Raw genomic sequence first — 12,465 nt, forward strand, 5'->3', positions numbered from 1 at the left:
GGTGGGGGTGGCCGTGGTGGAGGCTGTTGGGGAACAGCAGCGCCGTCACGGCGAGGGCCACCAGCACGGCGCCACCGAAGATTTCGGCCCAGCGCTCGAACGTCTCGGACAGGCCCACGCCGGCCAGGAGGCACAGGGAGGCGATGCCGCCCAGCATGGCCGCGTGCCCCAGCGCGAAGCGGAAGGCGGTGGCGATGGCCGCGCGCCGCCGGCCCCCATTCAGGGTTCCGAGCGTGGCCACGGCCGCGCAATGGTCCGGCCCCACGGCGTGGAGCAGGCCTTGGGATAGACCGAGCAGGAAGGCAAGGAGAATGGGCTGCACGACGCGGACCCTACCCGCGCTTCCCTCCAGAGGCCAGCAAGAGGTACCTACGCGTCATGTGGACTGCCTTCCGACCGCTGCCGACCGTGCTCTCGCTCGGGCTTTGTTGGGTCCTCTTCTCCGGGTGTGACTCGGGGAAGAAGCAATTCCAGGAAGCCAATGCGCAATACGAGGCGCTGGTGGACAAGGGCGTGCCGCCGACGGACCCGGCGTGGGACGCAGTCGTGGCGTCGCTGGAGAAGGTGCCCGCGGGCTCTCGCTCGCGTCCGGAAGCGGACAAGCGGCTCGCGGCCATCCGGGGTCTGCGGGGCAGCCTGCCTCCCCGTCCGCTGGCGACCCCTGGCGCGACGGGGCCGGGCACCAGCGAGGCGGACGTGAAGCGCGCCGCGTGCGAGGCGCTGGCGAAGAAGCTGGGACAGGCGACGGATGCCGCGGCGCGCGAGCCGTTGCGCACGGCGTTGGGGCAGTGCCACGCGGACCTCGTCAAACTGGAGGCGAAGAGCCATCCCCCCGGGGAGCAGGGCCACGAGCACGGCGGCGAGCCGCATTGACGTTGCTCACGGATGATTGAGAACGCGCCGGGTTTGTGGCTATGGAGCGCGCATGCCCATGCCCCAAGCAGGTGACGCGGCTCCCGACTTCGTGCTTCAGGACCAGGACGGCAACTCCGTGACGCTCTCGCAGCTCGCGGGGAAGAACGTCGTCCTCTATTTCTATCCGAAGGATGACACTCCCGGATGCACCGTGGAGGCGTGCGCCTTCCGCGACGAGCACTCGGTGCTGGAGGCCGCCGGCGCGGTGGTGCTCGGTGTGTCCGCGGACAGCACGGCGAGCCATCGCAAGTTCGCGACCAAGTTCAACCTTCCCTTCCCGCTGCTGGCGGACACCGAGCACCAGGTGTCGGACGCCTATGGCGTGTGGGGGGAGAAGTCGCTGTATGGACGCAAGTTCCTGGGAATCAACCGCGCCACGTTCCTGATTGGGACGGACGGCAAGGTGAAGCAGGTGTGGCCGAAGGTGAAGGTGAACGGCCACGTCGTGGAGGTGCTCGCCGCGCTGGGTGCGAAGCCGAGTGCTCCGGTGGCGGGCGGGTCCGCGTTAGAGGTGGAGCAGGCGCCGGCGCCCGAGTTGTCCGCGGCGTACGTGAGGGGCTCGGAGAGGGCCGCCGATGAGCTCACTCCGCTCTCGGGGACGCCGTTGACGGCGCCGGCGCGGGTGACGAAGTTCGAGCCCGCGAAGCGGAAGTCCGCGGCGACGAAGGCTCCGGCGAGCAAGCCCGAGTCGCGGGATGAGGCCGTGGCCACCGTGGATGCCGAGGTGAAGGCGGCGCCCGTGAAGAAGGCCGCGCCCGCGGAAAAGGCTGCTCCCGCGCAGAAGACGCCTGTGAAGAAGGCTGCTCCGGCGAAGAAGGGGGCCTCGGCGAAGAAGGCGGCGCCCGCGAAGAAGGTGTCCGCGAAGAAGGCCGCTCCGGTGAAGAAGGCATCCGCGAAGAAGGTGTCCGCGAAGAAGGTCGCTCCGGTGAAGAAGGCATCCGCGAAGAAGGCGTCCGCGAAGAAGGCGGCGCCCGTGAAGAAGGCGTCCGCGAAGAAGGGGGCCTCGGCGAAGAAGGCCGCTCCCGCGAAGAAGAAGTCCGCCGCGAAGCGGAAGTAGCGGACGGCTGCCGTGAAGTAGGCCACTGCCGAGAGGCGTGGACGCGGTGAATCCCGCCTCGTCCACGCCAGCTCCTTACGTCTCTCCAACTCGAGGTCTCCCTCCCGCGCTCCATGCGGTGAGTGCTCGAGCCCGAGCCCGGATTCCTTCGCGCAAATCGTGCACACGTCGCGCAAGGTTTGCGGCGAGACGCGGGCTTCTGTCGCGAAGAAGTCTCAGTCCACAGTGTCAGCGAAGAAGACAGTGCGCGAGCACGGCCGAGGGTTTAACTGAGCAAGCGGCCCGAGAGGCCGCCGTGTACCCGGCCCGTGGTTTGGACACCAGGCGTGTCCACTCTCTGGGGATGCGGGGAACTTGAAGACAGACAAGCCGAGGAGTGGACATGCGCGAGCGGAATTTCCGTCGGTGGGTTCAGGTGGCGGCGGTGACGGTGGGGGTCCTGGGCGCCGTGGGCTGTGGTGCTCTGCCCGAGACGGGTGGCAAGCAGCCGGACGAGAGCCGTGGTGGCCCGTTCGCCCAGCGTGGCATCCAGCCGGAGGCCCTCCTGGACATGCAGGGCAACGTGCACCCGGAGAAGTCCCCGCCGTGGCTGATGGTCGCGGACCGCGGGCACAACGGCACCATCAAGGACATCGGCTCCAGCATCGACCCGCGCACGCCCAAGCTGGAGGGAAAGCAGAACAACTCCCTCTGGGATGACAAGGGGAAGATGATGCAGGACCGGTATGGCATCGAGGGTGGCGCGACCTACGCTCCGGCATCCCAGGGCCTCGGTGGGGAGGATGGGGCGGTGGTGGGGAGCACGACGGACTACAACCACGGCTGGGGTTACCACCCGATGGGCTGGCAGGACCGGAACACCCGGCTGGTGCGCTAGGTCCGTGTCGAGCGGCAGGCCGGCTCCCCGCCGTCGCCCGTCGCCGAGGATGGGTATCCATCCCTCTGGGGCCTGAATGGCTCGCCGGAGGGATGGAACATGAACCAGGGAAACATTCGCCGCTGGCTTCTACCCGGCGCGCTGGCCGTGGCTTCGTTGCTGGGCACGGCGTGCGAGCGCGACGAGGAGCGCATCCGTCGGGAGATACCCAGGACAGGCGGCCCATATCAGGGCATCGCCAATGACGCGCAGCCCTTGAGCAGCTTCGGCCCGGGGACGGGTGGCTCGGGCACACCCAACATCGCGCCGGTGCAGGACATCGTGGGCACGAACCTGCCTCCCACCGCGGTAGGTAACGTCCCGCCGCGAGTGGAGCCCGGCATCGCCGCTGGCTCGCCGACAGCGATTCAGCGCGAGCAGGAGCAGGAGAAGCAGCAGGCGCAGGACGAACAGTCCGCTCCCAAGCCGGGAGCTCCACCCGCGAACAAGCCACCGGACGGAGCGTCGAGCCCGAAGCCCGGTGATGCTCCGCCTCGCGAGGACTCCCAGGGACCGCACTGACCTGGTCCACGGGGCATGTGGTGCCCCGTGGCGTGCCGCTCAGCGAGACGCGAGCATGACATCGCTCCGTACACGGGGCGCGTGCCCCGTGGTGCCGTCCTGCTCAGCGAGACGCGAGCATGACCTCGGTGGGGTCCTTGCCCGCGAAGGCGCTGTCGAGCCCCTTGGCGAGCGCGTGGTGCTCTGCACCGCCCAGCGTGGCGAGCCGGTCCTCCGCCGGGTGCGCGAAGCGCGCGGCGAGCACGTCGAGCCTGCGGTGAGCCTCGGTGATGCGCTCGCGCGGAATCCGTCCGGACTCCACCGCCTTCACCACCGCCTCGATGGCCCGGCGCTGCACGTCCGCCTGGTGGCACACCAGGAACAGGTCCACGCCCGCCAGCGTGCCCTGCACCGCGGCCTCCTCGACCGTGTAGTGGTCCGCGATGGCCTTCATCTCCAGGTCGTCGCTGACGAGCACGCCGTCGAACCCCAGCTCCTCGCGCAGCACCCCGGTGAGCACGCGCTCGCTCATCGTCGCGGGCACGCCCCTGTCCAGCGCGTCGAACAGGACATGCGCCGTCATCAGCGAGGCCAGCCGCGCCTGCGCGAACGCCCGGAACGGCACCAGCTCCACGCGACGCAGCCGCTCCAAATCGTGCGCGAGCCTGGGCAGCGTCAGATGGCTGTCCGTGGTCGTGTCGCCATGCCCGGGGAAGTGCTTGCCGCAGGAGGCGATGCCACCGGCTTCCAGTCCGCGCGCGAGCGCCACGCCCAGCCGCGCGACCTCCTCCGCGTCTCGGCTGAAGCTCCGGTCTCCGATGACGGGGTTGGCCGGATTGGTGTCCACATCCAGCACCGGCGCGAAATCCCAGTCGAAGCCCACCGCGCGCAGCTCGTGCGCGAGCAGCCGACCCACGCGCTCCACCAGCCGGGCATCTCCGCGCTGTCCCAGCTCGCGCATGGGGGGCAGGGCGGTGAACGGCGCCCCGCGCAGCCGCGCGACGCGGCCTCCCTCCTGGTCCACGGAGAGGATGAAGGGCCGACCCGCGCGAAGCTTCAGCTCGCGGCACAGCGTCGCCGTCTCCTGCGCGGTGCCTACGTTGCGCTTGAAGAGGATGGCGCCATAGATGCCGTCATCCATCAGCGCCGCCAGGTCGGCGTCGATGCGAGTCCCAGGGAAGCCCACCATGAAGAGGCGGGCGCAGTCGCGGTAGAGGGCGGAGGCAGTCACGGCGCGCAGTGTCGCAGAACCCGGCCCAAGCTGGACTCCGTTCCTTCGCGGAGCGCACCGGGCGTCGTCTGCCCGTCACCTCCCAGGGCAGTCATGTCCGCCAGGCGCCATCCGGAGGGCCGACCTCGGGCGGGTGTCGTCGAACCCCCGTATCGCTCCGTTGAAGCGCGGCGGAGGGGCCGGCGCGCCCACCCGTCCACCTGCCGGGGGAGCACGGGACGATGATTCAGACCGAGCGTGTCTATCACCACCTGGAGCGCGGGCTGCGTCCAGTCAGGCGTCATGTGTGTCGGCGCCCGACGGTGCATTGACACAGGGGCTTGTTCCGCCCCGGACGGCTGCTACAAGGGCCCCGGGATTCCGAGGCACCTTCCGCGCCTCCGTTCAATCGAGGCCCTGATGGATTTCGCCGCGCTCGAGTTGTCTCCACCCTTGCTCCAGGTCCTCGCCGAGCTGGGCTTCCAGTCGGCCACGCCCATCCAGGCGCAGAGCATCCCCGTGCTGCTCCAGGGCAAGGACCTGGTCGGCCAGGCGCGCACCGGCAGCGGCAAGACGGCGGCCTTCGCGCTGCCCATGCTGCGTCAGGTCCAGCTCCAGGACCGGCGGCTCCAGGGCCTGGTGCTCTGTCCCACGCGTGAGCTGTGCGCGCAGGTGGCGGGCGAGATTCGCAAGCTGGGGCGTCGGCTGCCGGGGCTTCAGGTCTTGGTGCTGGCGGGCGGGCAGCCCATCCGGCCGCAGTTGGAGGCGCTGGAGAAGGGCGCGCACATCGCGGTGGGGACGCCCGGTCGGGTGATTGACGTGCTGGAGCGCGAGGCGCTGGAGACGAAGCGGCTGGGCACGTTGGTGTTGGACGAGGCGGACCGGATGCTCGACATGGGCTTCCGCGACGACATGGAGCGCATCATCGGCGCGATGCCTTCACGGCGTCAGACGGTGCTCTTCTCGGCGACCTTCCCGCCGGACATCGCGGCCCTGAGCCGCGCGTTCCAGAAGGACCCCGTGCGCGTGACGGTGGAGGACACCGAGGCCACGCCCGCGATTCGTCAGGTCCGCTACGACACGAAGCCCGAGGAGAAGACCCAGCAGTTGCTGCGCGTGCTCCGGCTCTACCAGCCGTCCTCCGCCATCGTCTTCTGCAACCACAAGGCGACGGTGGTGGAGCTGACGAAGGCGCTCTCTGAAGCGGGCGTCAGCGTGGACGGGCTCCAGGGGGATTTGGAGCAGTTCGAGCGGGACCGCGTCATGGCGAAGTTCCGCAACCTCACCACGCGGGTGCTCGTCGCCACGGATGTCGCGGGGCGAGGCATCGACGTGGAGGCGCTCGACGCCGTCATCAACTTCGACATGCCCTTCCAGCCGGAGCCGTACGTGCATCGCATTGGCCGCACGGGCCGCGCGGGGCTCACGGGGCTCGCCATCGCCCTGGTGGCGCCGAACGATAAGCGCAAGGTGGAGGAGATTGAGCAGTCCCTGGGCTTGAAGCTGGAGGTGGGCGACGCGGCGGAGCTGGAGGCGGCGGCGTCGAAGCCGGGCTCGCTCGGCTCGGAGTGGGAGACGCTGTACATCTCCGCCGGGCGCAAGGACAAGATGCGGCCGGGAGACATCCTCGGCGCGCTGACGGGCGAGGCGGGAGGGTTCGCCGCCACGGACGTCGGCAAGATTGAGATTCAGGACCACATCGCCTACGTGGCCATCGCGCGCCGCGTGGCGAAGAAGGCCTTCCAGCACTTGAGCGAGGGCAAGATCAAAGGCCGCAAGCACAAGATCGAGCGCGTGAAGTAGCCCGCTGTGGATGCGTACGGTGAAGGAGCGCCACGAGGTGACACTCCCTCCCGCGAGTCACGCGGCTCAGTGCGCGCACAGGAACTTCAAGCGCCACTCCCGTTCCCAGGGCCTCGTACTGGTCGAGGAAGTCCTCACCCACCATGCTGAGCACCGGGCTTCGTGTAGCCGTCTGCCTCCGCGAGCACCCTCAACGGGTACTCCGCCGTGAATCCTCGGCGCCGCGCCTTCTCCTCCACCTCGGTCTCCTGACCCGAACCTCTTCCACCACCGGACTCATCGTTCCTGGCTGGGTCGCCCCGCACACTGAACCGCCGGGCACGGACTGTCTCACCCATGTTTACAGAGAGTGGGCCGAGGCGATCGGGTTTGTGGCGGGTGCGGGGACGTGCCTGGCCGCGTGACCGAGGCGTCCACGCTCACGCATCCCGTCGGGCATGACGGTGGCTCCACCTCGAATGCTCCTGCTCGATGAGCTGGACGGCGCGCGCGACTCCGTCCTCTGCTCGGATGCGTTCACCCATCGCCGTGGCCTGAGCCCGTACTGTCGGGGACAGTGCCGTGCGGATGGCATTCGCGAGCCGTTCGGCTGTGAGCGACTTCTGCGGTACCGGCGGAGGCCCTACGCCCGCGCGGAGAACCATGTGCCCCCAGAAGGGCTGGTCGCCAAGAAAAGAGCAGATGACAGTGGGTTTGCCCGCACGCAAGCCCGCCATCGTGGAGCCGGCCCCTCCGTGATGCACCACCGCGCTCATTCGAGGGAACAGCCAGTCATGTGGCGCGGACTCCAGCATGAAGACATCGGGTGGGAGCTCTCGCGCCTTCATGCCTCCCCAGCCCGTGGCCAGCACCGCGCGCTCGCCGGTCAACGCCACCGCCTTCAGGACGGTGGCGGCACGAGAATCAGCATGCGCCGCGCCCATGCTGCCGAAGCCCACGTAGACGGGCGGCGGCCCCGCTTCCAGGAACGCTTGCAGCGCCGCGGGAGGCGTCCATCGGACGCCCTCGTCGAGGAACCAGCAGCCCGTCACCTGCGCCTGGGGAGGCCAGTCGGTGGGACGTGGCAGCAGATGCTCGCTGTACGCGTACAGCGCCGGCACCGCGGAGCCGTCGGCCTTCTTCATCGGGTCCGCGAAGCGTGAGAGCGGCGCGAGGCCCAGTGTCTTCACCCGGAAGTCGTTGGTCGCCCCGGCCCAAACCGCGTTGGCCAGGGAAAGGACTCGGTAGCTGAGCGCGTTGAGCCAACCGCCGAGTCGGAGACTCGGGACTATCGGCACCGGGAACTCGCGCGTCGGAGTCAGCGGCAGCGGCATCGCCAGCAACTCGGCGGCCCCGAGCTTCTCCGCGATGTGGTGACTACCGAGCGCCTTGGAGTGGTACACGAGCACGTCCGGCTTGAGCTCCCGCGCCGCGCGCCACTCGTCATCCAGGCCCGCGCGGATGATGGCACCGAACCCCTTGAACAGCCGCCGCTGCTCGGCACGCGTTGGGGCGCGCAGAACCGCCTCCGTCAGCTCCAGCACTGCATTGTCCATATGCGCGTATGGAATGTCGTGACGCTCCACCATGCCTCGGAAGCCGGTAGGTGTGCAGAGCGCCACGCCATGGCCATGCTCCTTCAGGGCCTTGGCGAGCGCGACGAAGGGTTGGACATCACCTCGGGTACCGTAGGTAGAAATGAGCACGCGCATGCAACCCCCACTCAGGAGCTCGTCCGCGGCAACAACCGCGGCCAGGTGGCGGCCCGACCACCGAGAATCCTGCGCGTGCCAGGAGCGCGACGCACACCCTTCGAGATGTATGGCCAGTGTCGCATGCCGTGGTGCCCCCCGCCATGGGAGCCATGCAGCCCGAGCAGAGGCCGCGCGTGCGCTGGTACAGCACCGAGCACCGCGACACGGGCAACTGGACGCGAGAGGGTCCCGTCCGCCTCGGTTCTTCTCCGAACCTCGCCCCGGCAGCGCAGGAGGTGAGGCTCATCGGCTGAGCCTTCTCACACGACACCTGCCTTGGCGCTCACCGACGTCGGTGTCCGCGCCTACTTGCGCAGCAGTGTCCCCTCGAAGAAGAACGCGACGCACGCGGCGAGAATCAACCACGTCCACAGCGGCACGGTGGGCCGGTCCTCGTCGCCGCTGGACGCCTTCACCGTCTCCTCACCGAAGTACGCGGTGAGCGTGTCCTGCGGCACGCGCGTCAAGTCGCTCTCCGCCGGGTCGAGCATCGCCGCGAAGGACAGCGCCGGCTGCATCTTCCCGTCCGCGCCGAGCACCGAGTACGCCCCTGGCTCCAGCACCGGCCCCGCCACCACGGAGCCGTCCGGCTGCTCCTTCACCGGAAGCTCGCTCCCGTCCGGCGCCTTCACCGCTGTCACCTTCTGAGCGCCCTCCGGCCGCAGCGTCACCAACTCACCCACGCGCACGCGCACCTCCTCGCGCTCCTCCAGCGAGCCGGTGAGGTACGCCGCGAAGCGCTGCATCAGCGGCAGGAAGCTGGTGCGGATGGCGAAGTCACTCCAGTCGCGGTCCACCGTGCTGGTGAACATGGCCACGCGGCCCTTGCCCTTGCGCATCACCGCCACCGCGGGCGCTCCGTCCTCGTACGTGGCCAGCACCTGGCTCGCGCCGGGCGACGCCGGGTTGTCCGCCTCCAGCAGCATGTACCGGTAGAAGCGCGCGCCGATGAGCCCCTCCTCCGCCCGGCCCGTGAATGGCGAGAAGAGCACGTGCTCCTGCTTCACCTGCGCCAGCCGCGCCGCCTTCGTCTCCGCTTCCGGGTCCGTGTCGCGCTCCGCGCTGGTGCGCACCACGCGCAGCGGTCTGGGCAGCACCGCCCCCAGTCGCTGGTTGTAGTCCTCCGTGTTCACCCGGTCGCCCATGCTGAGGAACAGGCCGCCGCCGTTCTCCACGAAGGCCTCCAACCGCGCGGCCTCCTCCGGGTTGGGCGCGGGCACGTTCAGCAGCAGCACCAGGTCATACGCGGAGAAGTCCTCGCGCAGGCCGACCTCCGAGTCCCGCACCGCGACTTCCACCGGCGAGCCCGGCGCCGTCAGCGCCGCGTCCACGAAGAACGCCTCGTCGCGATATCGCGTCGCATGGGGCGCGCCATTCACCACCAGCGCCTTCAGCGCCTTGGGCACCGGCAGCACGAAGGCCCGTCGGTCATCTTCCACCAGCGAGTCCGACGCCAACGTCACCTGACCCACCACCGTGCCACCCTGTGGGAAGCGCACCGTCAACGCCTTCTGCGTGGTGCCACCCGCGGGCACGTCGACGAAGCCCTTGGCCAGCGTTGTCTCGCCCGTGCGCACCGCGGCCTCCAGGTCCTTGGCCGGCTCCGTCCCGAAGTTGCGCACCGTGAAGGTGAACTGGAACGAGCGCGGCCCCGCCTGGAGCGCGGGCTCCACCTTCAGGTCCACAATCGCGTGGTTGTTGAGCGCCTCGCGTCCCTCGGCCACGTCGCGCAGCACCACTTCGGGCTTCACCGGCGCGCCCGTGGGGCCCTTCACCGTGGGCGGCGGGGCCTCCAGCCGGAACGCCGAGGCCGCCATGTCGGAGACCACCACCAGCCGCTTGGCCGCCATGGGGTTCTCCTCCAGCGAACGCGACGCCATCTCCATGCACCGCGACAGGTCCGCCGCCCCGTAGGTCGGCTTCGCTTCATCCACCAGTCCCCGCAACCGCGCCCGGTCGAACCCCGGAGGCGGAGGCGTGGCGGGCGAGCTCGTGCACACCAGCACCGTCGCCGGCTCCTCGGGCAGCAGGTCCTTGAGCGCGTCGCGCGCCTCGTCCCGACCTCGCTCGAAGAGGGACGTGCCGTCCGTCCAACGCATGGACAGCGATGCATCCAGGATGATGGCCGTGGCGGCCGGGCCCTTCACGATTTGAGCGGCCTGCGCGTCGCGGCTCAGCTCCGGCCGGGCGAGGGCAAGCGGAATGGCCAGCAGGATGAGCGTGCGCAGCGCGTACAGCAGCAGGCGCTTGAGCTTGAGTCGGCTTGCGGTGCGCTTCTGGCTGCGCAGCACGAAGGCCATCGGGCCGAACGGATGGGGGCGCGGCCGACGCCGGTCGAACAGGTGCACCAGCAGGGGGATGAAGGCGCCCAGCGCGCCCAGGAGCATCCACGGATTGCCGAACGTCACTTGCGCCTCCCGCGTCGCCCCAGGTAGCGCAGCAGCACGTCATCCAGCTTCTCGTCGGTGCGCACCAGCTCGTAGTCCACGTCCGCCTCCGCGCACGCGGCCTTCACGCTGGCCAGGAAGGCGTGGAACTCCTCCAGGTAGCTCTCCTTGATTTCGCGCGGATTCACCTCGATGCGGCCCTCGCCCTCCATGTCCAGGAAGAGCGTGGGGTCATCGAAGGGGAACGTCAGCTCCGCCGGGTCCACGACGTGGAACAGCGACACGTCGTTCTTGCGCTGCCGCAGCGCCAGCACCCGCTTGAGCGCGTCCTGCTTCTCGTCGAGCAAATCCGACAGGACGATGACGGTGGAGCGCCGGGGCAGCACCTCCGCCAGGTGGTCCGCCGCGCTGCCCAGGTCCGTGCCTCCGCCCGGCGCCGTGGCGTCCAGCGTCTCCAGCAGCACGTTGAGGTGACCCGCCGATGCGCGCGGAGGCACGTCCTTCCACTTGCCACCGGTGAGCAGCGCCAGCCCCGCCGCGTCCTGCTGGCGAACGAGCAGGTAGCACAGCGCACCCGCCAGCGTGGTGGCGACCTCCAGCTTGTTCATCGCGCCGCTGCCGTAGCCCATGGAGGCGGACGCATCCACGACCATGACCGAGCGCAGGTTCGTCTCGTGCTCGAAGCGCTTCACGTAATACTTGTCGAACTTGCCGTAGGCCTTCCAGTCCAGGTGGCGCAGCTCGTCGCCGGGGGCGTATTCCTTGTGCTCGGCGAACTCCACGCTCTGCCCCTGGTGGGGGCTCTTGTGGAGGCCGGACAGCACGCCCTCCATCACCGCGCGGGCACGCAGCTTCACGCCCTTGAGGCGGGCCAGTGTCTGGGCATCGAGCAGCACGCGGCGCTAGCCCTTCACCACCGTGAGGAGCTGGTCGATGAGCTTCACGGAGGTGATGCCCTCGCTCTCCGCGGTGAAGTTGGGCAGCACGCGGTGACGCAGCACCGGCCTCGACAGCGCCCGCACGTCCTCCACCGTGGCCACGAAGCGGCCGTGGAGGATCGCGCGCGCCTTCGCCGCGAGCACCAGGTACTGGCTCGCGCGAGGCCCCGCGCCCCAGGACACGTTCTTCGCCACGAAGTCCGGCACGCCGGGCTCCTTGGGACGGGTGTTGCGCACCAGCTCCACCGCGAAGCGCACCACGTGGTCCGGCACCGGCACGCGCCGCACCAGCTCCTGAAGCGCGAGGATGCGCTCGGGCGAGAGAATCTTCTCCAGCTTCGGCTGCTCGCCGCCCGTGGTGCTCTTGACGATCTGCACCTCTTCCTCGGCCGTGGGGTAGCCCACGTCGACCAGGAACATGAAGCGGTCCAGCTGAGCTTCCGGAAGCGGGTACGTGCCTTCCTGCTCAATCGGGTTCTGGGTGGCGAACACGAGGAAGGGCAGGTCCAACGGATACGTCCGTCCGCCCGCGGTGATGCGGTACTCCTGCATGGCCTGGAGCAGGGCGGCCTGCGTCTTGGGCGGGGTGCGGTTCACTTCATCCGCGAGGATGATGTTGGCGAACAGCGGCCCCTGCACGAAGCGGAAGTTGCGCCGGCCGGTGTTGCGGTCCTCCTCCAGGATGTCCGTGCCGGTGATGTCCGACGGCATCAGGTCCGGGGTGAACTGGATGCGGTTGAAGGAGAGGTTGAGGACGTCCGCCAGGGTGGAGATGAGCAGCGTCTTGGCGAGGCCCGGCACACCGACGAAGAGGCAGTGGCCTCGGCTGAAGAGCGAGATGAGCAGGTGCTCGACGACTTCCCGCTGGCCGACGACGCGCTTCTCAATCTGGCCGACGATGGCGTTTCGAGCCTCGGCGAGCTCCTCGACTGCGCGGAGGTCGTCGCTCGAGGGGTCTGTCTCTTATACCCATCTGACGCTGCCGACGACTTAATAGGTGTAGAG

At 69.2% G+C, this 12,465-nt stretch carries 10 protein-coding genes and 1 pseudogene; 6 read left to right on the top strand and 5 right to left on the bottom strand.

The window, feature by feature from the left end:
- Positions 1-322: pseudogene (locus HUW62_RS40645) on the bottom strand (hypothetical protein); the annotation flags it as partial.
- 56 nt (positions 323-378) lie between these two features.
- Between HUW62_RS40645 and HUW62_RS40650 the strand changes: the two are divergent.
- From HUW62_RS40650 to HUW62_RS40665, 4 genes are all read left to right on the top strand, one after another.
- Positions 379-873, top strand: coding sequence for a hypothetical protein (locus tag HUW62_RS40650; RefSeq protein ID WP_163864011.1), 495 nt, complete (start codon positions 379-381; stop codon positions 871-873).
- 58 nt (positions 874-931) lie between these two features.
- Entirely contained in the window at positions 932-1,972 is a 1,041-nt protein-coding gene (gene bcp / locus HUW62_RS40655) for a thioredoxin-dependent thiol peroxidase (protein WP_255203924.1), read from the top strand.
- Positions 1,973-2,354: 382 nt separating this feature from the next.
- Positions 2,355-2,849 (top strand): hypothetical protein, encoded by a 495-nt coding sequence (locus tag HUW62_RS40660; protein WP_163864009.1) that lies wholly within the window; start codon positions 2,355-2,357, stop codon positions 2,847-2,849.
- Between the two features lie 99 nt (positions 2,850-2,948).
- Complete coding sequence (locus HUW62_RS40665) at positions 2,949-3,410, top strand: hypothetical protein (protein ID WP_163864008.1); 462 nt, start codon at positions 2,949-2,951, stop codon at positions 3,408-3,410.
- Positions 3,411-3,513: 103 nt separating this feature from the next.
- On the opposite strand, the gene nagZ is transcribed toward HUW62_RS40665, so the two are convergent.
- The gene (gene nagZ, locus HUW62_RS40670) at positions 3,514-4,578 is read right to left on the bottom strand and encodes a beta-N-acetylhexosaminidase (protein ID WP_176437488.1); all 1,065 of its coding nucleotides are present in this window, start codon (positions 4,576-4,578) and stop codon (positions 3,514-3,516) included.
- A 441-nt stretch (positions 4,579-5,019) separates the two neighbouring features.
- Between nagZ and dbpA the strand changes: the two genes are divergently transcribed.
- The gene (dbpA, locus tag HUW62_RS40675) at positions 5,020-6,402 is read left to right on the top strand and encodes an ATP-dependent RNA helicase DbpA (protein WP_163864007.1); all 1,383 of its coding nucleotides are present in this window, start codon (positions 5,020-5,022) and stop codon (positions 6,400-6,402) included.
- A gap of 419 nt (positions 6,403-6,821) precedes the next feature.
- Here the strand turns inward: dbpA and HUW62_RS40680 are convergent, their stop codons facing one another.
- The gene (locus tag HUW62_RS40680) at positions 6,822-8,093 is read right to left on the bottom strand and encodes a glycosyltransferase (protein WP_163864006.1); all 1,272 of its coding nucleotides are present in this window, start codon (positions 8,091-8,093) and stop codon (positions 6,822-6,824) included.
- A gap of 143 nt (positions 8,094-8,236) precedes the next feature.
- Between HUW62_RS40680 and HUW62_RS40685 the strand changes: the two genes are divergently transcribed.
- A complete protein-coding gene (locus HUW62_RS40685) occupies positions 8,237-8,389 on the top strand; it encodes a hypothetical protein (RefSeq protein ID WP_176437487.1) in 153 nt (50 codons plus the stop codon).
- A gap of 51 nt (positions 8,390-8,440) precedes the next feature.
- On the opposite strand, the gene HUW62_RS40690 is transcribed toward HUW62_RS40685, so the two are convergent.
- Together HUW62_RS40690 and HUW62_RS40695 are read right to left on the bottom strand one after the other, a co-directional pair.
- Complete coding sequence (locus HUW62_RS40690) at positions 8,441-10,543, bottom strand: BatA domain-containing protein (RefSeq protein WP_163864004.1); 2,103 nt, start codon at positions 10,541-10,543, stop codon at positions 8,441-8,443.
- A complete protein-coding gene (locus HUW62_RS40695) occupies positions 10,540-11,418 on the bottom strand; it encodes a DUF58 domain-containing protein (protein WP_163864003.1) in 879 nt (292 codons plus the stop codon). Before HUW62_RS40695 ends, HUW62_RS40690 begins: the two co-directional genes overlap by 4 nt.
- Between the last annotated feature and the right edge of the window lie 1,047 nt (positions 11,419-12,465).

The sequence above is a fragment of the Myxococcus sp. AM011 genome, assembly GCF_013372595.1.
Lineage (GTDB): Bacteria > Myxococcota > Myxococcia > Myxococcales > Myxococcaceae > Myxococcus > Myxococcus eversor.